At 40.8% G+C, this 21,901-nt stretch carries 25 protein-coding genes; 12 read left to right on the top strand and 13 right to left on the bottom strand.

What is annotated here, in order from left to right; translation table 11 throughout:
• The first annotated feature begins 38 nt into the window (after window positions 1-38).
• The 3 genes from M1F25_RS12225 (at window position 39) to M1F25_RS12215 (ending at window position 5,386) form a co-directional block, all read left to right on the top strand.
• A complete protein-coding gene (locus M1F25_RS12225) occupies window positions 39-842 on the top strand; it encodes an energy transducer TonB (RefSeq protein WP_004253601.1) in 804 nt (267 codons plus the stop codon).
• 12 nt (window positions 843-854) lie between these two features.
• On the top strand, window positions 855-2,987 hold the full coding sequence (locus tag M1F25_RS12220) for a S9 family peptidase (RefSeq protein ID WP_181488029.1): 2,133 nt from the start codon (window positions 855-857) through the stop codon (window positions 2,985-2,987).
• Window positions 2,988-3,127: 140 nt separating this feature from the next.
• Window positions 3,128-5,386: a TonB-dependent receptor domain-containing protein gene (locus M1F25_RS12215; RefSeq protein WP_181488027.1), complete on the top strand. Its 2,259-nt coding sequence runs from the start codon at window positions 3,128-3,130 to the stop codon at window positions 5,384-5,386.
• A 62-nt stretch (window positions 5,387-5,448) separates the two neighbouring features.
• Here M1F25_RS12215 and xseA read toward each other — a convergent pair whose 3' ends face one another.
• Window positions 5,449-6,816 carry an exodeoxyribonuclease VII large subunit gene (gene xseA, locus M1F25_RS12210; RefSeq protein ID WP_144140684.1) on the bottom strand — a complete coding sequence of 456 codons (1,368 nt, stop codon included), beginning with the start codon at window positions 6,814-6,816 and terminating at the stop codon, window positions 5,449-5,451.
• A gap of 171 nt (window positions 6,817-6,987) precedes the next feature.
• On the opposite strand from xseA, the gene guaB reads away from it, so the two are divergent.
• From guaB to M1F25_RS12195, 3 genes are all read left to right on the top strand, one after another.
• Window positions 6,988-8,454 (top strand): IMP dehydrogenase, encoded by a 1,467-nt coding sequence (gene guaB, locus M1F25_RS12205; protein WP_004253607.1) that lies wholly within the window; start codon window positions 6,988-6,990, stop codon window positions 8,452-8,454.
• An 85-nt stretch (window positions 8,455-8,539) separates the two neighbouring features.
• Complete coding sequence (gene guaA, locus M1F25_RS12200) at window positions 8,540-10,117, top strand: glutamine-hydrolyzing GMP synthase (RefSeq protein WP_094960497.1); 1,578 nt, start codon at window positions 8,540-8,542, stop codon at window positions 10,115-10,117.
• A gap of 218 nt (window positions 10,118-10,335) precedes the next feature.
• The gene (locus M1F25_RS12195; RefSeq protein WP_181488025.1) at window positions 10,336-11,541 is read left to right on the top strand and encodes a tyrosine-type recombinase/integrase; all 1,206 of its coding nucleotides are present in this window, start codon (window positions 10,336-10,338) and stop codon (window positions 11,539-11,541) included.
• Between the two features lie 5 nt (window positions 11,542-11,546).
• Here M1F25_RS12195 and M1F25_RS12190 read toward each other — a convergent pair whose 3' ends face one another.
• The 4 genes from M1F25_RS12190 to M1F25_RS12175 all read right to left on the bottom strand — a co-directional run bounded on the left by M1F25_RS12190 (window position 11,547) and on the right by M1F25_RS12175 (window position 13,644).
• Window positions 11,547-11,732: a hypothetical protein gene (locus M1F25_RS12190; RefSeq protein WP_117162283.1), complete on the bottom strand. Its 186-nt coding sequence runs from the start codon at window positions 11,730-11,732 to the stop codon at window positions 11,547-11,549.
• A complete protein-coding gene (locus tag M1F25_RS12185; RefSeq protein WP_181488023.1) occupies window positions 11,725-12,378 on the bottom strand; it encodes an MT-A70 family methyltransferase in 654 nt (217 codons plus the stop codon). Before M1F25_RS12185 ends, M1F25_RS12190 begins: the two co-directional genes overlap by 8 nt.
• Before the next feature lie 52 nt (window positions 12,379-12,430).
• Window positions 12,431-13,111, bottom strand: coding sequence for a hypothetical protein (locus M1F25_RS12180; RefSeq protein ID WP_181488021.1), 681 nt, complete (start codon window positions 13,109-13,111; stop codon window positions 12,431-12,433).
• A gap of 77 nt (window positions 13,112-13,188) precedes the next feature.
• Window positions 13,189-13,644 (bottom strand): ASCH domain-containing protein, encoded by a 456-nt coding sequence (locus M1F25_RS12175; protein ID WP_181488020.1) that lies wholly within the window; start codon window positions 13,642-13,644, stop codon window positions 13,189-13,191.
• Window positions 13,645-13,767: 123 nt separating this feature from the next.
• Between M1F25_RS12175 and M1F25_RS12170 the strand changes: the two genes are divergently transcribed.
• Window positions 13,768-13,992 carry a hypothetical protein gene (locus M1F25_RS12170; RefSeq protein ID WP_103004607.1) on the top strand — a complete coding sequence of 75 codons (225 nt, stop codon included), beginning with the start codon at window positions 13,768-13,770 and terminating at the stop codon, window positions 13,990-13,992.
• 81 nt (window positions 13,993-14,073) lie between these two features.
• Here the strand turns inward: M1F25_RS12170 and M1F25_RS12165 are convergent, their stop codons facing one another.
• The 8 genes from M1F25_RS12165 to M1F25_RS12130 form a co-directional block, all read right to left on the bottom strand.
• Window positions 14,074-14,235, bottom strand: coding sequence for a hypothetical protein (locus tag M1F25_RS12165; RefSeq protein WP_181488018.1), 162 nt, complete (start codon window positions 14,233-14,235; stop codon window positions 14,074-14,076).
• A gap of 41 nt (window positions 14,236-14,276) precedes the next feature.
• Window positions 14,277-14,480 (bottom strand): hypothetical protein, encoded by a 204-nt coding sequence (locus tag M1F25_RS12160; RefSeq protein ID WP_181488016.1) that lies wholly within the window; start codon window positions 14,478-14,480, stop codon window positions 14,277-14,279.
• 35 nt (window positions 14,481-14,515) lie between these two features.
• A complete protein-coding gene (locus M1F25_RS12155; protein WP_181488014.1) occupies window positions 14,516-15,310 on the bottom strand; it encodes a DNA adenine methylase in 795 nt (264 codons plus the stop codon).
• Window positions 15,307-15,576: a hypothetical protein gene (locus M1F25_RS12150; RefSeq protein WP_061063961.1), complete on the bottom strand. Its 270-nt coding sequence runs from the start codon at window positions 15,574-15,576 to the stop codon at window positions 15,307-15,309. The genes M1F25_RS12155 and M1F25_RS12150 overlap by 4 nt, the downstream gene beginning before the upstream one ends.
• A 39-nt stretch (window positions 15,577-15,615) precedes the next feature.
• On the bottom strand, window positions 15,616-16,677 hold the full coding sequence (locus tag M1F25_RS12145; protein ID WP_181488012.1) for a RecT family recombinase: 1,062 nt from the start codon (window positions 16,675-16,677) through the stop codon (window positions 15,616-15,618).
• Between the two features lie 55 nt (window positions 16,678-16,732).
• A complete protein-coding gene (locus tag M1F25_RS12140; RefSeq protein ID WP_181488010.1) occupies window positions 16,733-18,460 on the bottom strand; it encodes a PD-(D/E)XK nuclease-like domain-containing protein in 1,728 nt (575 codons plus the stop codon).
• A complete protein-coding gene (locus M1F25_RS12135) occupies window positions 18,432-18,596 on the bottom strand; it encodes a hypothetical protein (RefSeq protein WP_172767124.1) in 165 nt (54 codons plus the stop codon). Before M1F25_RS12135 ends, M1F25_RS12140 begins: the two co-directional genes overlap by 29 nt.
• A gap of 329 nt (window positions 18,597-18,925) precedes the next feature.
• Complete coding sequence (locus M1F25_RS12130; protein WP_181488008.1) at window positions 18,926-19,525, bottom strand: helix-turn-helix domain-containing protein; 600 nt, start codon at window positions 19,523-19,525, stop codon at window positions 18,926-18,928.
• 144 nt (window positions 19,526-19,669) lie between these two features.
• On the opposite strand from M1F25_RS12130, the gene M1F25_RS12125 reads away from it, so the two are divergent.
• The 5 genes from M1F25_RS12125 (at window position 19,670) to M1F25_RS12105 (ending at window position 21,882) form a co-directional block, all read left to right on the top strand.
• Window positions 19,670-19,891, top strand: a complete 222-nt coding sequence (locus M1F25_RS12125; RefSeq protein ID WP_061063965.1) for a hypothetical protein — start codon at window positions 19,670-19,672, stop codon at window positions 19,889-19,891.
• A 125-nt stretch (window positions 19,892-20,016) separates the two neighbouring features.
• Complete coding sequence (locus tag M1F25_RS12120) at window positions 20,017-20,220, top strand: hypothetical protein (protein WP_181488006.1); 204 nt, start codon at window positions 20,017-20,019, stop codon at window positions 20,218-20,220.
• Window positions 20,217-20,402: a hypothetical protein gene (locus M1F25_RS12115; protein WP_181487996.1), complete on the top strand. Its 186-nt coding sequence runs from the start codon at window positions 20,217-20,219 to the stop codon at window positions 20,400-20,402. The genes M1F25_RS12120 and M1F25_RS12115 overlap by 4 nt, the downstream gene beginning before the upstream one ends.
• A gap of 45 nt (window positions 20,403-20,447) precedes the next feature.
• Window positions 20,448-21,440 carry a DnaT-like ssDNA-binding domain-containing protein gene (locus M1F25_RS12110; RefSeq protein ID WP_318839840.1) on the top strand — a complete coding sequence of 331 codons (993 nt, stop codon included), beginning with the start codon at window positions 20,448-20,450 and terminating at the stop codon, window positions 21,438-21,440.
• A complete protein-coding gene (locus tag M1F25_RS12105) occupies window positions 21,409-21,882 on the top strand; it encodes a replication protein P (RefSeq protein ID WP_171830526.1) in 474 nt (157 codons plus the stop codon). Before M1F25_RS12110 ends, M1F25_RS12105 begins: the two co-directional genes overlap by 32 nt.
• Window positions 21,883-21,901: the final 19 nt, after the last annotated feature.

The following is a 21,901-nucleotide window of genomic DNA, read 5'->3' as shown; positions in this document are numbered from 1 at the left end:
TGCGTTTATGTGAAGATACATAAGTACATAAGATAAAAATGAGTATAACAACATTTGAAAATAAGTATTTAAAGCGAACGACGAAGATGAGTGGGTGGTTCGCATTGGCAATTGCTCTTCATGTCGCTGTGGTTGGGGGCTATATATGGGTAACTTATAATCAACAATGGGAAGAGCTATTGCCTCCACCATCAGTGGTGATGGAAATTTCGATAGAGTCGCAAGCCGAACAATTGACAGAAGTTAACATTGGTCAACTACAAGAGTTAGCGGTGGCGAGTCAGGCCTATGAGGCTCCATCAGAAGAGAAAATTATCCCACCATTAGCCATCAATGAGCAGGCAGAAGTGCAAGTGGCTAAGACGGTGAGTACAAAACGAATAGCTGAAGTAAAAAAACAAAAGCGTGAAAAGCAGGTGGTTGAACAAAAACAAGCGACTGATTCAAAAGCCAATGATGCCCCTGTCACCAGTGATGCAGCAGCGCCATTACAGACTCAGAAAATTGCCGCAGAATTTAATAGCCAGTCACAATCGATAGAGAACGCGAAAAGGCTGTGGGAAGCACAAGTATTGGGTAAATTAAATAAATACAAGCGTTTCCCTGAAGATGCCGTAAGGCGAGGGCGAGTTGGTCAATCAGCAGTAACATTTACGGTTGACCCACAAGGTTTTTTACTTGATAGCGAGCTGGTGAGTTCATCTGGAACGCGATCGTTGGATAGAGAAGCCTTGCAGGTTTTATCAAGAGCGGCACCTTTACCTGAACCACCTACCGAGATTTTAATCAATGGGCAGGTGACAGTCAGTATCCCTATTGATTTTACTCTTAATGAAAAATAGATTGGATGAATTATGCGTAATAAACTTACTGAGTTTTGTCTTATTACATTACTTGGTTTATATGCAGCAACCAGTGCTGCGGAGGATAGAATGTCAGCACCAATAGCCAAAAAACAACCACATACAATGACTACTCACGGAGATGTCCGTGTTGATAACTATTATTGGTTAAGAGATGACCAACGTGAGTCTCCAGAAATTATCGAATATCTAACGCAAGAAAATGACTATACAAAGCAACAATTAGAGAAAGGTGAGTCGTTAAAAAAAGAGATTTACGATGAACTATTTTCGCGTATGAAGCAGGACGATGAGTCAGTTCCCTATAATTATAATGGTTATACTTACCGCTCACGAGTGGTTGCGGGAAAAAATTATTCTATCTATGAAAGACGTCCGGTAAATAGTCAGGGTGAATGGGTTGTATTAGTTGACGGTAATGAACGTGCCGAAGGCACAGAATATTATCGTATGGGTGCGTTAGCTATTTCGCCAGATAATACCACGCTTGCCATTGCCGAAGATCGCCAAGGGCGTAATGAATTTGCAGTGTCATTTCGAAAAATTGATGAGAGCGAGTGGCAAGAGAATGTATTAACCAATACATCAGGGAATATTGTTTGGGCTAATGATAACCAAACGCTATTCTATGTGAATAAGGACAAGCAAACATTGCTTCCTTATCAGGTGGTTAGGCACCAATACGGTACACAGCAAACTCAAGACAAACTGGTGTATGAAGAAAAGGATGATACTTTTTACGTTAGTTTAGCGAAATCGACGTCAAAAGATTTTATTTTAATAGGTATCACGAGTACTGAAACTTCTGAATATCGGTTAATTGATGCAAATCAGCCACAAAATGATGCTAAAATCTTAAAACCACGTCAAGTTGGGGTTGAGTACTATCCTGATCATTTCAATGGTAAATTCTATATTCGTTCTAATCACCAGCACCCATTGTTTGGTTTATATATTGCAGACAATATTTTAGCGCCGTGGGTAAGCTTTATTGCACCACGTGATGGGGTTGATCTTGAAGGTTTTGCGTTATTTAATAACTGGTTAGTGGTAGAAGAGCGCCAAAACGGCTTAGTAAATATACGCCAAATCAGTTGGTTAACGCATAAAGAAAACCAAGTGAGCTTTGATGACCCAACTTACATGGCGTGGATTGGGAATAACCCTGAGCCTGATACGGACACATTACGCTACGGCTACTCATCAATGACCACACCGTCTTCAGTATATGAAATTAATATGCTGACTCAAGAAAAACAGCTTTTAAAACAAGAAGAAGTTAAAGATTTTAATAAGCAAAATTACCAAAGTGAGCGTATTTGGGTCACAGCACAAGATGGGGTAAAAGTCCCTGTTTCCTTAGTTTACCGTAAAGATCTTTTCAAACATGGTCAAAATCCATTGTTAGTCTATGGTTATGGCGCTTATGGATATGGCATAGACCCTTCTTTTAGTTCATCTCGTTTGTCTTTATTGGATCGCGGTTTTGTTTACGCGATTGCACATATTCGTGGTGGTGGTGACTTAGGTAAAAATTGGTACATACAAGGCAAAACAATCCACAAAATGAATACATTTACTGACTTTATTGATGCAACCAAAGGGTTATTATCAGAAGGTTATGGTAAAGCAGGGCATGTGTATGCCATGGGGGGCAGTGCGGGGGGCTTATTAATGGGAGCGGTGGTGAATATGGCGCCTGACTTATACGAGGGTGTTGTTTCCGCTGTTCCATTTGTAGATGTGGTAACCACAATGTTAGACCCATCAATTCCTCTGACTACTGGGGAATACGACGAGTGGGGTAACCCTGAAAATGAAGAGGATTACTGGCGAATTAAAGCGTATAGCCCTTATGACAATATCAAAGCACAACATTACCCACATATTTTAGTGACGACAGGGTTACATGATTCCCAAGTTCAATACTGGGAACCTGCAAAATGGGTGGCTAAATTGCGAGATATTAAACAAGGTAATTCATTATTATTATTAGAAACGAATATGAATGCGGGCCATGGCGGTAAATCAGGGCGTTTTAATGCACTCGATGATATTGCCCAAGAATATAGCTTTATTCTTATGCTTGAAAATAAAGACAAATATTTTCCATATTTAAAATAATAATTAACCTATAAAATTTAGGTGATTTCAGGCCAGCAACAAGATTAATCACATTGTTGCTGAGCCTTTTCACAGGCACTATTTGGCCTGTGCTAGCGGTGTGAGCGTATGACACTCAGTACGTTTACAGGAATGGTTTAATGAATAATAAAACAATAATTATGGTAGCTGGTATTATTGCCACTAGCTACCAAGGGATCGCTTTGGCTGAAAATACACAGCAGCAAAATAAGCAGAAAGAAGGTGTGGTTAATTTTAGCCAATTAAAAGTTTCAGGTGCGCAGAAACAAACCCCACTAGTCAAAGCATTAGAAAAACCAGGTGCTTATAGTGCGGTTGGTACAGAAAATAAATTGCAGTCGATGGATAAAATTATTCGCACCATGCCCGGTACCTATACTCAAATGGATGCCAGCCAAGGTACGGTTAACGTCAATATTCGTGGACTGAGTGGTTTTGGTCGCGTGAATATGATGGTTGATGGTATTACGCAAAGTTATTATGGTATCTCACCGAGCAAATATACCCACGGTATGCAGCCGAGTAATGATTTTGGCTCATTAATTGATCCAAACTTTATTGTCTCAGTGGAAGTGGAGAAAGGGCAGTTGAATGGCAGTAATAGCATTAATGCTTTAGCCGGAAGTGCGAATTTCCGCACTATCGGAATTGATGACGTCATTTTTAACGACAATTTATACGGACTGCGTAGTAAAGCTAACTGGGGGGATAATGGTCTCGGTTATAACGGGATGGTTGCTGTTGCGGGTAAAACACAATTACAGGATGATGGTTACTTTGGTGGTTTAATTGCAGTTAGTGGGCATAATATCCCCGGCAGCTATAAAAACGGCGATGGTTTTAATAGTGATGAATTTGCCACAGATCCCTCATTCAAACAAAAGCCACAATCTCAATTGGCAAAGTTGAAATATAAACCTAATGATCGCCATGAATTGGAATTCAGTGGGCGTTTTTTGCAAAATAAACTTACCAGCAGAAAGATTAATAGTGAGGACTATTATCTAAAATATAAATACACTCCATTAAATGAATTAATTGACGTAGAAATACTGGCAAGCCATGGCAATAATGAACAAAAATTTCAAGGTGATCCTATTGGTGGAGCCTTTAAAAATGCCATATCTAAAAATAAATCTGATAGTATAAATTTATCCAATACTAGCCATTTTTCTTATGGAGATGTGGATTATAAATGGCAAGTAGGTTCGAAATTAATGAAAACCAAATACAGTAAGGAAGCACAATCGGTTGAAGACCCAAATACCCAGATAAACAATCCATTTTCACCAAGTGGAACACAAGATATTGCCAGCGTATATACTCAGTTTGAAGCGAAATACGATATCTATACAGCGATATTTGACCTTAATTACCTCAATTATAGCGTGAAAGGTTATAAGCCTGCGTGTGATGAAACCGAAAAATGTTTCCCCCAAGAAGCCAGTAATCTGAACATTAAAGATAGTGGGATTAACCCAGGTATATTGTTATCCGCTCAAATCATTCCTGAATTCCAGCCCTTTGTTAGTTACGCACATTCCATGCGTGCACCGAATTCACAAGAAGCTTTTTTCTCCTCAAATGGTGGCCAGACGATGAATCCATTTCTTAAGGGTGAAAAATCAAAAACTTGGCAGGTTGGGTTTAATAGCTTAAAACCTGATTTAGTGGTAGATGGTGACCAATTCAATCTGAAAGCATTGTGGTTTCATACCCAAGTTAAAGATTATATCACGAGTAAAGCTTTTGTACTTTGTCGTTCCAATCCACAGGATGAATTTGATTGGTGTTTAGTGAATGATGATGTATGGGATAAAGAGAATCCACCAATGTTTCAGCGAGCAGAAATGTATGTGAATGACCATCGAGATGTAAATTTACGAGGGTATGAATTGCAAGCCAACTACGATGCAGGTGTATTTTATTCAATGGTTTCATATACCAAAGAGTCAGGAAAACAGCCGGTTTCTATTAATAGCACCTCCTTATTTAGTGCAGGGGATTTCACTCAATTACCTGACTATTACCTAACATTAGACTCAGGCGTACGCTTCTTTGATGAAAAACTGACACTCGGTTCAACGATTACATGGACTGGCCCCTCCAAACGGATTAGCCCAGTACCCGATGGCGACCAAAATGGTGATGCTATGACGGAGAAATATGAGAAACAACCAACTATTGTTGATGTATATGCAGATTATGAAATTAATAAAAACGTTAAATTGATGATGACTATTAACAATGTGACGAATAAAAACTATACCGATGCATTAAATCGCGCAAATTCGGGGGCAATTATGGAAGAACGAGGGCGAAATAACGAAACGGGTAGAGGGCGTACTTATATGATTGGTGGGCAGGTACGTTTCTAACCAGTATATAAATTTACAACCACTTATCCCGTTATTTTAATCGAGATAAGTGGTTAAAATAATCACTTCGATACTCTTTTGGTTTTAACTTTCTCAATGTGGGTAATTTGGCTTTCAACCCAGCCATCATTAAGGCGTGTTTTCAGTGGTTGCCCTAATTTTACTTGGCTGGTTTTTTTCAACACGGTGCCTTCTGCTGTCTCACTAATACTAAAGCCGCGAGCAAGTGTTGCCAATGGGCTGACAGCTTCCATTTTCGAACACGCGACAGCAAAACGTTGACGATAGCTATTGACCAAACTCGTGATCATATTTTGCAAATGATATTGTGTTTGTTGCAACTGACGTTGTTGTTTTTGCAACTGAGGGCGTAAATCATTTTGTAGCAAACGGCGATTAACTCTTTCGAATTTAGCCGTCGAATTTTGTAGTTGCCGAGTCATCGACTGTGCTAGCTTTTGTTGCAATAAATTAAGTTGATTATATTGCCGTGCCAAACGTAATTGCGGGTGCTGTTGTTGTAAACGGTGATGCAAACGAGCAAATCTTTGTTGTTGGCCTGCCACGTAATAATCCATTGCCATTTCAAGGTGTTGCTGTGCAGATTTTAACTGCCGCAGCATTTCTAGCTGGTTACGGCTAACAAGCTCGGCTGCCGCAGATGGGGTTGGTGCTCTTACGTCCGCTACATAGTCCGCAATCGTCACATCGGTTTCATGACCAACAGCACTAATTATAGGCAGTTGACTAGCAAAAATAGCTCTAGCAACGATTTCTTCATTAAATGCCCACAAATCTTCAAGGGAGCCCCCACCGCGACCGACAATTAACACATCACATTCTTGACGCAAATTTGCTAGCTCAATCATTCGAGCAATTTGTGCTGGTGCCATTTCGCCTTGAACGGCCGTTGGATAGATAATGATAGGCAGAGAAGGATCCCGGCGGCGTAAAATATTTAAAATATCATGTAGGGCTGCACCGGTTGCTGATGTAATGATACCGACAGATTTAGCAGGGCTAGGTAGCGGTTTTTTATGAATAATATCAAATAAGCCTTGTGCGCTTAGCGTTTGTTTTAATAGTTCAAAACGCTGTTGCAGTAAGCCCTCACCGGCTGGCTGCATACTTTCAAGGATTAATTGGTAGTCACCTCGAGGTTCATATAAAGTCACTGTCGCTCTAACCAAAACTTGCTGGCCATTTTGTGGGCGGAAAGTGACACGTGCATTCTGCCCACGGAACATTGCCGCACGTACCTGTGCTCGGTCATCTTTTAAGGTTAAGTACCAATGACCTGAACTTGGTTGTGAAAAATTGGAAATTTCAGCGGTTAACCAAATACGGCCCATTTGGTTATCAAGAAGTTCTCGAACAGTCTGGTTAAGCTTGCTAACCGAGTAAATTGCGTTATTTTGTGAAGTCGACATGTGAGCCAGATCAAATTTTAAAACAATGACTTAATCGATAGATACTAACGCAGTTATAGGAGTTATCAAGTTTTTTTTCAAAAAAACGCTGGAAGCAACCGTTTTCGGTGTGTATAATGCCGCGGCAATATTTTATACCTTTCCATAACGCTGCCTGGTGGGATATTGCCTATGTTACGCATTAAAAAAGAAGCACTTACTTTCGACGACGTTTTACTCGTTCCTGCACACTCAACCGTATTACCGAATACCGCAGATTTATCAACTCAACTGACTGCAAACATCCGCCTGAACATTCCTATGCTTTCTGCAGCCATGGATACTGTCACTGAATCTGACCTTGCTATTGCATTAGCACAAGAAGGTGGCATTGGTTTCATCCATAAAAACATGACTATTGAGCGCCAAGCGGAAGAAGTTCGCCGCGTGAAAAAGCATGAAAGTGGTGTCGTCACTGACCCTGTGACAGTAACGCCTGATACTACCATTCGTGAAGTGCAAGAAATGGCTGAGCGCAATGGTTTTGCAGGTTACCCAGTAGTTGCAAACGACAACTCATTAGTTGGTATTATTACGGGCCGCGATGTTCGTTTCGTGACGGATTTGGACCAGCCTGTTACTGCTGTGATGACGCCAAAAGAACGTTTAGTCACCGTGAAAGAAGGCGAAGCACGTGAAATTGTTTTACAAAAAATGCATGAAAAACGTGTAGAAAAAGCCTTAGTGATCGATGATAACTTTCATTTGTTAGGGATGATCACCGTTAAAGACTTCCAAAAAGCAGAACGTAAGCCAAACGCGTGTAAAGACGAGCAAGGCCGTTTGCGTGTTGGTGCTGCTGTTGGTGCTGGTGCAGGAAATGAAGAGCGTGTTGACGCGCTGGTGGCTGCTGGTGTTGACGTTTTATTAATTGATTCATCACATGGTCATTCAGAAGGCGTATTACAACGTATTCGTGAAACCCGCCAAAAATACCCTGATTTACAAATCATTGGCGGTAACGTTGCAACCGCGGAAGGGGCGAAAGCGCTGGCTGATGCAGGTGTTAGCGCCGTTAAAGTCGGTATTGGCCCTGGTTCAATTTGTACAACTCGTATCGTAACTGGTGTGGGTGTACCACAAATTACAGCTATTGCAGAAGCGGCAGAAGCCCTTGAAGGTACGGGTATTCCTGTTATCGCGGATGGGGGGATTCGCTTCTCAGGTGATATCTCTAAAGCGATCGCAGCCGGCGCAGCCTGTGTGATGGTCGGCTCAATGTTCGCAGGAACTGAAGAGTCTCCGGGAGAAACTATTTTATTCCAAGGCCGTACTTACAAAGCATACCGTGGCATGGGTTCACTGGGTGCGATGTCTAAAGGTTCGTCAGATCGTTACTTCCAATCTGATAATGCAGCAGACAAATTAGTGCCAGAAGGCATTGAAGGCCGCGTAGCATACAAAGGTCGCCTAAAAGAAATCATTCATCAACAAATGGGGGGCTTACGCTCCTGTATGGGCCTGACGGGCTGTGGTACTATTGATGCATTAAGAACAAAAGCAGAATTTGTTCGCATCAGTGGAGCCGGTATCCAAGAAAGCCACGTTCATGATGTTACTATCACGAAAGAATCTCCAAACTACCGTTTGGGGCAATAATCGATAAAGTTTCTCAGGGTGGCGCATTCATTTGATTGCGTCACCGATTCTTATTTTTGACTTGAATTTTTGGAATTCTCCTCAAATGACAACAAATATCCATAAACATCGCATTCTTATTCTTGATTTCGGCTCGCAATATACACAGCTGATCGCCCGTCGTATTCGTGAAATTGGCGTTTACTGTGAACTCTGGGCGTGGGACGTTACAGAAGAACAAATTCGAGGATTCAATCCAAACGGTATTATTCTTTCTGGCGGGCCAGAAAGTACGACTGAGTCAGATAGCCCACGTGCTCCTGATTACGTATTTAATGCAGGTGTTCCTGTATTAGGTATTTGTTATGGCATGCAAACCATGTCAATGCAGTTGGGTGGTACAGTTGAAGTCTCTGGTGAACGTGAGTTCGGTTATGCCAATGTCGAAATCACTGAGCAATGTGAATTATTCCGTGATATTCATGACTCTCTGAACGAAGCTGGCAAGCCAGTACTTGATGTCTGGATGAGCCATGGTGATAAAGTTACAGCTATCCCTGCAGATTTTAAAACTATCGCCAGCACGCCAAGCTGCCCATATGCCATCATGGCAAATGAAGAGAAGAAATTCTACGGTGTGCAATTCCACCCAGAAGTGACTCACACTCACCAAGGCCTGAATATTTTAACGCGTTTTGTGAAAGATATTTGCCAATGTGAAGCCCTGTGGACACCAGCGGCAATTATCGAAGACACAGTAGCGCGTTTAAAAGAGCAAATTGGTGATGACCACGTACTGCTCGCACTATCGGGTGGTGTTGATTCATCGGTTACGGCATTGCTATTAAACCGTGCAATTGGTAAACGTTTAACCTGTGTGTTCGTTGATAACGGTTTATTGCGTTTAAACGAAGCAGACCAAGTAATGGAAATGTTCGCAGGTAAATTTGACCTGAACATCATCCATGCAAAAGCTGAAGATCGCTTCTTAAATGCATTAGCTGGGATCAGCGATCCAGAAGCTAAACGTAAGAAAATTGGCCACGTATTTATCGAAGTATTTGATGAAGAGTCATCTAAGCTGCCTAATATCAAATGGTTGGCTCAAGGAACAATTTACCCAGACGTTATCGAATCAGCAGCATCAGCAACCGGTAAAGCACACGTTATCAAGTCTCACCATAACGTAGGTGGTCTGCCGGATGACATGAAACTTGGTTTAGTTGAGCCATTAAAAGAATTGTTTAAAGATGAAGTCCGTAAAATTGGTCTCGAATTAGGCCTCCCGTACGATATGCTGTATCGCCACCCATTCCCAGGCCCAGGCTTAGGTGTGCGTGTATTAGGCGAAGTGAAGAAAGAGTACTGTGATTTATTACGTCGTGCAGATGCTATCTTTATTGAAGAACTGCACAAAGCAGATTTATATCATAAAGTTAGCCAAGCATTTACCGTATTTTTACCTGTCCGCTCTGTCGGTGTTATGGGTGATGGCCGTAAATACGACTGGGTTGTTTCACTACGTGCAGTTGAAACCATCGACTTTATGACCGCTCATTGGGCACATTTACCTTATGACTTCTTAGGCCGCGTTTCAAACCGCATCATTAATGAAGTCGATGGTATTTCCCGCGTCGTTTATGATATCAGCGGCAAACCACCTGCGACTATTGAGTGGGAATAATATAGTTATTGTTGATAACAGTTTTTAGTTATCGATAAATCCAAAGGCATCAGTTAGTTACTGGTGCCTTTTTGTTTTTAACAGTCTTTAGTAGTTGACAATTGCCGATAATTTTGACGGTATATATGACGGTATCAGAAATAATAATGACTAAATTGATAACTTAATACCGTCGAATAAAATATAAAAATGACGGTATCACGCAAAGGAATACCGACGTGTTAACCGATAAAAAATTAAAGAGCTTAAAGCCAGGAGATAAGCTATATAAGGTAGCTGATCGTGACGGTTTGTATGTTGCTGTTACAAAAACTGGTTCTATATCATTTAGATATGATTACCGCTTTAATGGGCGTAGAGAAACGATAACTTTTGGGCGCTACAGCGATGACGGTATTACACTTGCAGAAGCAAGAGAAATGCTAATCGATGCCAAAAAGACGCTGAATGCAGGCATATCACCAGCTTCACAGAAGCGAGACGGTATTACAAAGCGTAAAGTAGGGTTAACCCTGAAAGACTATACCGTCAAATACCTATCAGAAACCCGCTTCGCAGACAGCACGCTAGATATGAAGACTGCCATTGTCGAAAGGGATCTATATCCAACACTGGGAAAACTACAGCTAGAAGAAATAACAACACAAAAGGTTAGGGCCTTATGTGAAAAGATTAAAGAACGTGGCGGCAAGTCAACGGCTTTGCAGATACGTGAAATTGTTGGCTCTGTGTTCGACTATGTGATCGATCGTGGTTATGAGATAGAAAACCCTGTTAGTAGTATTAAAGCTTCATCCATCGCTACATTTGAGGCACGCGATAGGGCAATGACAGCTAAAGAAGTCGGAATATTTTTTAATGAGTTAGAAAATTATAGCTGTTACCCAACACTTAAATTAGCGGTTAAGTTTGTGATATTAACGTTGGTTAGAAAAAGCGAATTTATAAAGGCGACATGGAGTGAAATAGATTTTGAAGATAGGTGCTGGATCATACCTAAGGCGAGGATGAAAGGAAGAAGGGCGCACGTAATTTATTTATCTGAGCAAGCCTACGATATTCTCATTGGCTTAAAGGCCTGTGCTATGGGAAGTGAATATTTGATACCGGGTAGACATGATATTAGTAAGCATATGTCTAATGCGTCCTTAAACAATGTGATCACTGGTGTAATTAAGCGCATTAATGATAAAGGGATTAATTTTGAACCTTTGACAGTGCATGACTTGAGGAGAACAGCCAGCACATTGTTACATGAAGCTGGCTTCAATTCTGACTGGATAGAGAAGTGTTTAGCCCACGAACAAAAAGGCGTGCGTGCTGTTTATAACAAAGCAGAGTATGCAGAGCAGCGCCGCGATATGCTACAGCAGTGGGCTAATATGGTGGATGGTTGGATAGAAAAAGAGAAGGGTAAAATTTAAGAGTTTTATTTTTCTGAGCCTAAAACTTTTGTGGCCAGTAAAGTTGATAGCATCGATGCACCAACCACCAGCCAAAATACGGAATAAAAAAGCCGCTCTATAATTACAGGGCGGCTATCGTTTTCTGCACCAATTACAGAGAAAACATATCCTGCAATCCATGCGTACGCTATCAAAATGAATTCAATCAATGGTCGCCTCCTTGGTTATAAATTGTGGCCCGGTAAGTTCAATGCTGTTATTCGGGCATTCGTTGCCCCAAGAATCCCAACCTTGTGACATGTCACGCGCAAACAATTCTATGCGATTAACGTCACCGTATAATTGTTCAAGCCTATTTTTAACCTCCCAAGGCTTTTGGCTGTGCTCACCTAAGCAACTAAACACAACTTGTTTAACGCTGGCGCTCATACGTTCTAAGCCACTGCCGCGAGTGGCGATTAATACATCTTCACTATTGGCTCTGGTGTAGTTACCACCATTCATTTTGGTTTCTGCATTGAGTAGATCCAGGATGTCATGCCAATCAAACAGGGTTCCATTTTGTAGGGCCTTATCGAAACGCTCATGAGCTAGTGAGTTGAACTTAATCCACGTGAAAGCCTTTGATGTGCGCACGGTAAAACCCCATGCTTTGGCTAGCTCAAATGCTTCTTGCACAAAATTTCCTGTGTACCACATGGCAAGGACTGAGTTTTCTGCGGCGATGGTATGAACTGGAAGGTGTTTTAAATCAAAAAGGCTGGTGGTTTGGTAGTGGTTATTTGCGGCACCGTTAGAAACTTTATTGCTGTATTGCCAAGGGGGATCGCAATAAATAAGATCATATTTTTTCAATCTACCTCCTGAATTTTAGGTATAAAAAAACCCTGCTAGTGCAGGGGTTTTGTTATTCAATTTCCTTTAACGACTTTGTCTCTCTCCACTCTTTTAATAAAACATCCTTAGTGTAGCTACTAGCCAAAGTAGTTGATTTTAGTATTTCATTTAATCTAATACTTAGATTATCAAAATTCCCACGATCAATGTCAGAAAATATATCGTCGAAAATATTAATGATTATTTTAATTTGAAACCTTAACTTATCAGCCTCAGGCTCATTTCTATCTCCTTTTATTGAGTATGGTAGCAACACATCTAAATATTGAGCTGTTTCGTTTAATTGATAATAGATTGTACTAGCATTGTGTTCTCTTTCTTTTTTATCATCCTCGGTTATCTTAAATGCACCAGAAATGGTTGAGTGCAATATCATGCGTAATACTTTTGACTGATGAATAAAATCCGAAGCTTTTTTTCTAACATCGTTAATCCAAGCCTGCCTCATTGGAGCGATATTATTTGTTATCATTTGCTGGCGAAGAGCTTTTTTGTCCGATTCAATTTTAGCTCTTGATGATTCTATTTCATGCTCCAGTTTTTGTTTATCTAAAAGGTATTTTTTCCTCTTCCACCAATTAGTAAGAAAACCACCAACCATGCCAGCAATAAATAAATAAAAAATATTAATTATTTCAGACCACATGCTTACGATATCTTTATCAGTGGCTAAGCGTGAAACTTCACTCATTTGCATTATCCTTAACGGAAATTAAAGCAGGAATCATACTCACATCCATGTGACTAATCCACTGTCAGAATGTCTCCTTAGTTCGCATTTTTGAACTCAATCACCCATACCCAATCGTTATTAATCCAGCTATCAGTTCCGTATATTGCATTCCACATCAAAGCAAACTCAGATGAGTAAGCGTTTTCATACCCATCGAACCCTTCGGCTTTAGCATCGCTTTCACTGATATCATTTACTTGCTGCAACCAAACATCAGTAATCTCAATTTTCCCTTTGATATTACCGTCTTTATCCGCAACGTTGATGATGTCGCCAACTTCACCATACGGGCAATCAGGGTCAATAAATCCATGTCGCCATGCTGCACATACTTGCTCTGATAGTGTGTAGCCATCTTGCCATGCACCAAACTTGCGTAACTCTTCCTCGGTTACTTTTGGTTGTGGATTAATCGGTCTGCGTGTCTGCGTTTTTCTGCCATCCATGACAGCTGCTAGCATGGCATCGTTAAATTTGATTCTGTCTTTCATTAAACCCTCCGAAATATACGTATATCTACTTAAGATTATGTAATGTATATAGCCATACTTTAAATTATTTACATTATAAAACAGTGTGTTATGCTCATCGCTCAATAATGACGTGGAGGCGGTATGGATATTGAAGTGCATGATGTGAAATATAAAGAAGAAGTATATAAATTAAAGCCAATAGACTTAAAAAATAATGCATTGAGGTTCAGTTTTATTGATAATCCAGATTTCCCAGTGTCAATTAGAGACGGTGATAGAGTGACAGTTTTTTTAGCTTCAGGTAAAGTAGCTTTTACAAAGGCGGTCACTAGGATAGGTGGCTTTTCTCTTTTAGATATTCTTTAAAGTAATGTTAAGCCGGTTAATTTCGGCTTTTACATTTCATCTTCATTGCATCCCTGCGAGTTAAATTAATCCTTTCCCTGATTAATCATCACCCCATTCATCAACCCACGCTTCAAGTGGTGTTTTTCCTGCTTCGTAATCATCACGCCAAGCGTCTGCATCTGCTGCGCTACCGCCGTGGTCTGCTGCTACTTGCATTAATAAATCGTGCCATTCTTCAAAACTACAATTTCCATTATTCATATATCTATCTCCTGTTTGCATCCTTGCAAATATATCCTGAGTTAATCGTCGTTTGGGTTATCCCATTCGATATAAGCGCAATCTTCTGCTTCAACCGTTATCTGACCTGTGTTTGAGCATCCACAGCAAGTAACGCTATCGCCATTAAATACTTTCTTTCCGTCGCCTTTGGTTTCAATCGTGCATGCATCGTCATTGCATACATCACAGTTATTAAAATCTGTCGTATCAATTAACTTTTTCATGGTTATATCCTTTGGTTAAATCACATAGGGAAGGGTTAGTAATTCATCCACAGGCATTCGGTTCGGGTTCCAGTACCACGACCTGCGGATATACGGGATTCTTTTGTTACCTTTCGCCAGCGTGATAATTCATCGTTGTACAGCTCTGATTCATATCCACTGATAGCAACCATGCCAGCAACTGATTTAAGTGCCTGCAGTAACTCATGGTGTTGATCGGTAGTGAGTTCAAAGTTGTAATAACGATTTCGCATTACTCTGGTGGATGGAACATAGGGAGGATCTACATAAAACAAGGTATCAGAGCTGTCATGTTGCTTGATTAATTCAGTTGCTGGCTTGTTCTCTATGATCACACCTTGCAACCGACTACATACAGCGGCTAGGTTTTTAGGGTATTTAGCCCAAAGATGTGAAGTCGTTGCATACTTGCGCTTACTATCAGAGCGAAAACCTGATGTTCCACCTGATGAAGCTGCGGAACCAAAACCCATACAAGCACGAACAACCATTCTCCTAGCACGCTCAATAGGATCATTGATATTAACTCTGGCCAGTTCGAATTCGTCACGTGAATAGGGCGTTAAGTAACAAGCATGTTGTAGCTGTTCATTCATTGCTTTATCACGTAACACCCGAAATAAATTAACGACCTCACTATCTAAATCGTTATATACCTCAGCGTAGCTAGGTTCTTTTTGCATTAGAACACCAGCAGCGCCCCCGAATGGTTCAACATAACAACGGTGAGCAGGAAAGTGACTAATCACCCATTTAGCTAAGCGAAACTTGCTACCGTGGTAGCGTATTACTGGATGCTTGATAGTCATTGCTTGGCCTTTTTAGCTTCAAGTGCTTTTCTGGCTTTATCAGCAGAGGATTCACCTTTTGCTTTTGTTGGGTTATTCATGCAAGAGGTGACGTAAGCATTGACTTGATCAAGGCGGTAAACATATTTGCGGTCGCTAAAGTAAATTTTTGTTAATACACCTTCAGCGTTTAACTTATCCAATACTGTGCGACCAAGGCCCGTTATTTTTTGCACTTGGGAAGATGAAATAACTTTTCCCAATGCGCCTAATTCTTCTAAGTTCATAATTTCCCCTAAGGTGGGGCGAACCCCACCACAAGTTTATTATTGGTATTCGTCTTTCATGTCGTTAAGCGTCAGGCTGAATGAATCGAACAGTTCATCACCAAGCTTGCGTTTGTTGGCAGTAAGGAATTGAACAACCTTTTCGAATGCTGCTTTAGCTTCTGGTGAGCCACCAGCAGGCAGGCTGTTAATTTGTGCTTCAAGGTTGTTATTTGCATCGATGCGGTGATAGGCCTGAACCGCTTTATTTTTCAACTCAGTGAAAAGTGCGGTACCAAGTGATGATTTAAGCTCATCAATTTGTAATCGAATTTCTTTTACTTCATCTAGTGTTGAAGCATCAGTAATTGATTGGCGCAGTAATTCAGGGTTAAAACCATCATCAACAATTTCACCTGTGATTACATCGTTATCGCCGCTGGTGGCTTCATGATGCTGCTCAGGCTCATTTTGCTGAGTAATTTCATTGAGGCTTACGCGCTCTTTTGGTGGTGTAACATCTTTGATGGTGCGCTCTTCAAGTTCATCTGGCGTATAAACCCCCATGATCACTTCAGGGCAATACAGGCGAGACCAGTATTTAACAGCCAAGTAAGCAATTTGTTGCTTTGGCATGGTTTTCCATAGCGGTGAGTTACGCGTTTGAACATCGGCTAAGTAAACTGGTTCACCGTACGTAATTTCCGTTTCACCTCTGAGAACTGCACCAACACGAATGTACAAACCTGATTCGTCACGATTTTCTTTTTTGCCTACAATTTTTTCCCAGTCACCGCCGTATTCGTAATGGAAGCGACCTGTAACAACGTTTGAGCTGGTGATCACCGCATTGACCAGTTGAGCTTCATAACCTAGCGTGCCATTAATTAAATGCGTTTTTTGGCCTACTACAAATGGGTCCATTCCCCAGCGGGACGCTTGCATTGTAATAGCCAAGCAATCGGCTGGTTTTCCCTGTAAATGTTTAGGTACCGTCGCGGTACCAGATGCCATTAAATCAGCAATACGGATAACACAATTCATTGCTTCTGGATTAAAAAGAAGTGACATGTTATTCATGACATTGGTTTGCGGTTGGTTACTTAAAGCGACTTCTGACATGATGATTACCTCTAAATTGATAAGCGCCACGCAGTAAGCAGGGCGCCAGAATGGATTAAGCTTCTTCTAATTGAAGTTCTTCTAACTTGCGTGTTTCAAAGTCAGTAAGATTAATGGTGAGTGTTTCGGTGACTGGTGCAGGCCATACACCAGTGTTCATTGAGTTATTGATATCGCGCAGCGTCTTTTTGTACTCCAAGCGACCAAGTTCAAGCAGTTCAGGTGATGCTTCGACGATTGCAACCCAGTGGTAATTTTCGTCCTTGTTGACGAATATCCAGAAGAACTGGTCTAGCATGGCAATATCGCAGTACATGGCAGCGCTTACATGGTAATCACGGTTAATGATTTCCTTGCGGATCATTGCGGTGATAGCATCCTGCTTGTATCGACCTAATGAAGCTGATTTAAGGTCGAAACCAACTCTTAAATTTTCGTCATACTGGATCTCTAAGTCAGGACGTACGCGAACTTCTAAGCCTGTGTCATCGTCGATACCGTAATAGCTAACTTCAACTGCACGGTTAGGGTGAGTAACTAACTCACCTGCTATAGGGTGGTCAAATACGGCTTGCTGCATTGCCTTGCCTAAACGGTACTGATCACCTGTAATACGAATTCGTGATTCATCAGCTTGCCATGCTTGCATTAACTCATCAGCGAAAACAGTGCTAGGGGAAACGCCTTTTATTCTGGCGATAAGGTCCTCTTTCTTACCTGATGTATTCAGTGGATCTGGTTTATTGCGTTCAGTTTCCACCAATTCAGGGTTTATCATTTCCAATTCCCTAATCAGGTCGATTCTGCCACCGGATGTTTTTAAGGGTGTAGGTAAGGTATTATTGAATGTTTTGATGCAGGCTTTCATTGCGGCGGCGGTATGCTTATCTGATTCAGGTATCGTTCTAAATTCATCAGGTAAGTTTGCATACAGTCCACCAATTTCTTCTACTGAACCAGATAGCGGTAATGGCTGTGGTAGGGTAGCGTTATATGCATCAATTTCAGCTTTTAGTTCGTCATTACTCATTACTGGCTGCAATGTAGCATTGTATTTTTCAATCCATTTCTTCATGGATTCAGTATTGGTCAGTGCTTCTGCAGGGATAACTGGCGGAAGGCTAAACTCATCTTCAACCTTTTCAGGTTCTAAAACCAAGGTATGGAACAAGCTACCGAAGTCTAAGGCTTCTGAACGCTCACGCTGAATAACTTTGCTGATATGGCGGCGTTCGAAGTACATCAAGCTGATACGGCCATCTTTCAACATAGTGCTGCTAATGCCGTTTGATGAATGGTAATCATCATTTGAAATATCTGTATAACGCCCTGGTTCAAAGTAAGGCGGTTCATTTACGGGGCATTCTTCAATAATTTCTGGTTCTGCATTACCAGTTTGTTTATCTTCACTGGCGTGAGTAATCACATCAGGTTTAGCAGGTTCGATTACTTCCTCTTTATCAGGTGAAACCAAAGACTGGAAGTATTTTTTACGGTCAACATTAGAGCGGAATTTATCAAGGTTCTTAATGACATGAATGTAAGCGTTGATAATGTCGTTATCATGCAGAAACATCAGCTTTGGTGTTGATGTAGTGGTAATGCTTAACTCAAAGGCTACCTTTTCGAACTGCTCAAACTCTTCGCTGGTGGCTGTTTTGTTTAAGTGATTAGTTAGCTTATCAATATTTTCAGGCGTGTTAATGTTATTGGCCATTAAGATTGCGCTAACAATATTGCTTAACTTGCGTTGTTCAAATTGCTCTTGTTCTTGATTGCTCATTAGATAATTCCTTGTCGGTTTGAATTGCTATCCAAGTGACGAAAGCCCACTCGATACCATCTTTAAAGTTTATAAACTCTTGTCTTTTTCCACGTACGATAAATACATGAAAACCATTTTCGATAAAAAACATCATTTCAATCACCTTTGATAAACAAATTGTTTATGTTTGTGGCGTGAAAAAAATCCAGCTAAAACAGCTAGATTGATTAATATTGTCACTGTCCAAATCTTGCATTCCGAATCTACGGGTTAGCTAAGACATTCTGCGGCTCACAGAATTTAGGAGTGTGATAGCCATTCTGTATTGTTAAAGAGCATTAACCTTGTGGGTTAATATGAGATAAAGAATAAACCATAAAAGACAGTTGTCAACTGTTAAAAACAAATAAATAACCAATATGTTTATCTTTTCTGTAAATAAAAAAGCCAGCTCGAGGCTGGCTATAAATGTAACGCTTTGTTTTACTTTTCATTTTTACTAATAATAAACTCAATAAAGTCTTGTATCTTTTCTTTCTCACATAATGGCAATGCAGCAAATTTTTTATGATCGTAATGAAGAACATCTGAATCATCTTTAGACATGAGTAATTCGTATGGCTTACGACCTAAGGCTTCCGCAATAGCAGCAACGCTATCAACAGTAGCACTGGACTCATTCTTAATAATGCGGTTTACAGTGGCTTGGCCTAAACCGGATTTAACTGATAACTGGGCCTGTGATTTAAAGCCATCGATTAGCATGAATGTTGTTATGTTATCACCAAGTATGCGCCCAATGTCGGTAGGCTGGCGTGCTAATTCATCCGCAATTTGTTCAGCAGGCACATTCAAGTGATCCTTATCCATGTAATACTTAGGTAGCTTGGTAAGGTGCTCAATCTTTCTGGCAATAGGATCGCTAAGCGAACGATGGCTTTTCATGTCAGAGGACATTAAATAACGAGAAATAACATTAGGAGCACAACCAAGCGCTGCCGCTAGGCTCTTCTGTTTCCCTTCGTAATGCTTTTCTATCACAAAGACAAGGTTGTCTCTTCTGATATCCTGAATGCTTTTCACTGTATTTTTCCCTTGCGTTTATTTTGTTCGATATTGTTTATTCTGTTTATCTATTAAATATCAAATTAACCTTTGAGGTAAATTCCCAATTTGTTTATTATTATTTCAAATCTTGATTGATGTTTATCTTTTTAGGTGGTTAATATGGCATTTACAGACTTCAAAACATTCTGGAATGGTCTATCTAAACGTGAGCGCCAGCAATTTGCAGACAGCGCAAACCTGACCGTTCAGTATATTTCTATTCATCTACGCTATTGCAGCCGTAGCGTGTCATTACAGACAGCTAAGCGGTTACAGAAAGCTCTTAACTCATTCGGTATAGAGCTAACGTTAGACCAAATAGCAGACAAATTTATGAAGTAAATCACACTAGGCCGCGAAAGCGGTCTTTTTATGATTGGCGCGATAAACAATAGATCTTTTATGGTTGATTTATTTTTTGATAATGTATAATCTTACTGCACACATAACTGTAATAGAGGTTTTCAATGAAAGTTATTAGTAGAAAAGAGGCGGCAACTAATGGGCTGTCTCGCTTTTATACGGGTAAAGCCTGTGTGCATGGGCATGTTGCGGAGCGCTTTGTAAGTAATGGTGTTTGTGTTGAATGTGCTGCAAAGCACGCTGCAAATTACCGTGAAAGTGTTAATAGCATTCTCAAGCAGGCAAGAGAAATGGGGGTACAGGCATGAAAGCACGTATTAATGAAAACGCCACAATTATTATTGAGCCTGAAACAGATGAAGAAATAGCGCTATTAAAGCTATGGCATCAACTTAACTATTCAGAAAACACAACTTACTGTGAGCTAATCAATACTAGCTGCCTTGCATCAATTGAAATAGACGGAATTAGTGATAACGCTACGGCGTAGAGGTGGCCTATGTCTACATATAAATGGCTTAGGCTCTGGCATGACATGCCTAACGATCCTAAATGGAGAACAATTTCAAGGGCTTCAAAGCAGCCAATTGCATTAGTTCAAGCTGTTTACATTCATCTTCTTGTTGATGCGTCACAAAATGTCACGAAATGTCACGATGTGTCACAACGCGGTCACGTGACAGTCACGATTGAAGATTTAGCAAGTGCGCTGGATGTTGAAAATGAACAGATTGAAGCTGTTTTAAATGCCATGCAGGGACGTGTTTTAGATGGTTCGAAAATTACTGGTTGGGAGAGCCGCCAGCCAAAAAAGGAAGACTTAGGAAACGCAGAAACAGGAGCAAAATCAGCAGCTCAGCGAAAAAGAGAGCAACGCGAAAGAGAAAGAATTCAAAGAGAGGAAGAACAAAATAAAAATGCATGTCACGAAGATGTCACGAAATGTCACGATGGGTCACAACAAGATAAAGATAAGAATAGAGATATAAAAGATCCTCTCTCTAATGCGCGGGAAGATAATTTTCAATCTAATCCGAATGCTAATAATTCTATCTTGAACGGTCGTGTTCCTGCTGGTGGTTTTGGTGTGAATGATAAATTTGTGATGTATCACGGTTGGGAGCCTGATCAAGACTTCACCCAAAAGGCTGCGTACTGGGGAACGATACTCAAAGAGCCGTTACAGCCTCATGAGCTAGCCGAGTTTATAACCTACTGGGGGGCAGAGGGAAAAGCCAAAACACACGAGCAATGGGAACTAGCCCTTGCTAATGGTCTGAAACGCAGTCGATTGAAAAATGAAAAGGTGGTGAAAAATGGGGCAGGTCAGAGAACTAAGATCGATAGCCAATTCGCAGGAAAGCCAAAAGCGATGCAGGAATTCTTACAACACGTCCTCGATAAATACGGGCAAGACGCTGTTGACGCTTTGGTTGAAGATGATCGAAATCTACGGCGACAAATGGAAAAACAAGAATGGCACGGAACCGTCATTGATGTGGAAGCAAGCGCTAAGCGCATTGAGTGACCAGCAACTGGACGGATTGTTTAAATTCTGTATCGACCGCTGCATGAATGGCAATCCATGGCCACCGGAACTATCAGACGTTATTGTCGCGTTATCTGGTGAAGCGGCTAAGCATAATCCGTTTGGGCTTGATCCTGACGAACAACTTAGAGATTTTTTAACCTACTGCGCTAAGCGTAATAACTACCAGAGCGCCGAAATGTACCCATTCAAACACCCGGTTCAGTACTGGATGTTTACAGACCTCAGAACGAAGATGATTGACCTAAGGCTAACTGAGGTTGAATGTGAGAAGCGACTAGACAAAATGCTATCACAATGGACTGAGCGAGTTAGAAAGGGCGAAAAGGTACCAGAGCCAACACTGACACTTACTGATAAATCAAAACCTCGTCCTGCTTGGATGGATTTAATTGAAAAAGGTAAACAACGGAGACAATAAGATTCAAAGGTTATCAAAA

The sequence above is a fragment of the Providencia sp. PROV109 genome (genome assembly GCF_033681625.1).
GTDB classification, from domain to species: Bacteria; Pseudomonadota; Gammaproteobacteria; order Enterobacterales; family Enterobacteriaceae; genus Providencia; species Providencia hangzhouensis.
Note: the sequence above shows the minus strand (reverse complement) of the source record. Positions and strands in the feature narration are given on the sequence as shown.

Bases quoted from the DNA above. Each gene is read 5' to 3' on its own strand.
- M1F25_RS12225 (WP_004253601.1), top strand. From the start codon at position 39: ATGAGTATAACAACATTTGAAAATAAGTATTTAAAGCGAACGACGAAG.
- M1F25_RS12220 (WP_181488029.1), top strand. From the start codon at position 855: ATGCGTAATAAACTTACTGAGTTTTGTCTTATTACATTACTTGGTTTA.
- M1F25_RS12215 (WP_181488027.1), top strand. From the start codon at position 3,128: ATGAATAATAAAACAATAATTATGGTAGCTGGTATTATTGCCACTAGC.
- xseA (WP_144140684.1), bottom strand. From the start codon at position 6,816: ATGTCGACTTCACAAAATAACGCAATTTACTCGGTTAGCAAGCTTAAC.
- guaB (WP_004253607.1), top strand. From the start codon at position 6,988: ATGTTACGCATTAAAAAAGAAGCACTTACTTTCGACGACGTTTTACTC.
- guaA (WP_094960497.1), top strand. From the start codon at position 8,540: ATGACAACAAATATCCATAAACATCGCATTCTTATTCTTGATTTCGGC.
- M1F25_RS12180 (WP_181488021.1), bottom strand. From the start codon at position 13,111: ATGAGTGAAGTTTCACGCTTAGCCACTGATAAAGATATCGTAAGCATG.
- M1F25_RS12175 (WP_181488020.1), bottom strand. From the start codon at position 13,644: ATGAAAGACAGAATCAAATTTAACGATGCCATGCTAGCAGCTGTCATG.
- M1F25_RS12170 (WP_103004607.1), top strand. From the start codon at position 13,768: ATGGATATTGAAGTGCATGATGTGAAATATAAAGAAGAAGTATATAAA.
- M1F25_RS12165 (WP_181488018.1), bottom strand. From the start codon at position 14,235: ATGAATAATGGAAATTGTAGTTTTGAAGAATGGCACGATTTATTAATG.
- M1F25_RS12160 (WP_181488016.1), bottom strand. From the start codon at position 14,480: ATGAAAAAGTTAATTGATACGACAGATTTTAATAACTGTGATGTATGC.
- M1F25_RS12155 (WP_181488014.1), bottom strand. From the start codon at position 15,310: ATGACTATCAAGCATCCAGTAATACGCTACCACGGTAGCAAGTTTCGC.
- M1F25_RS12150 (WP_061063961.1), bottom strand. From the start codon at position 15,576: ATGAACTTAGAAGAATTAGGCGCATTGGGAAAAGTTATTTCATCTTCC.
- M1F25_RS12145 (WP_181488012.1), bottom strand. From the start codon at position 16,677: ATGTCAGAAGTCGCTTTAAGTAACCAACCGCAAACCAATGTCATGAAT.
- M1F25_RS12140 (WP_181488010.1), bottom strand. From the start codon at position 18,460: ATGAGCAATCAAGAACAAGAGCAATTTGAACAACGCAAGTTAAGCAAT.
- M1F25_RS12135 (WP_172767124.1), bottom strand. From the start codon at position 18,596: ATGATGTTTTTTATCGAAAATGGTTTTCATGTATTTATCGTACGTGGA.
- M1F25_RS12125 (WP_061063965.1), top strand. From the start codon at position 19,670: ATGGCATTTACAGACTTCAAAACATTCTGGAATGGTCTATCTAAACGT.
- M1F25_RS12120 (WP_181488006.1), top strand. From the start codon at position 20,017: ATGAAAGTTATTAGTAGAAAAGAGGCGGCAACTAATGGGCTGTCTCGC.
- M1F25_RS12115 (WP_181487996.1), top strand. From the start codon at position 20,217: ATGAAAGCACGTATTAATGAAAACGCCACAATTATTATTGAGCCTGAA.
- M1F25_RS12110 (WP_318839840.1), top strand. From the start codon at position 20,448: ATGCCTAACGATCCTAAATGGAGAACAATTTCAAGGGCTTCAAAGCAG.
- M1F25_RS12105 (WP_171830526.1), top strand. From the start codon at position 21,409: ATGTGGAAGCAAGCGCTAAGCGCATTGAGTGACCAGCAACTGGACGGA.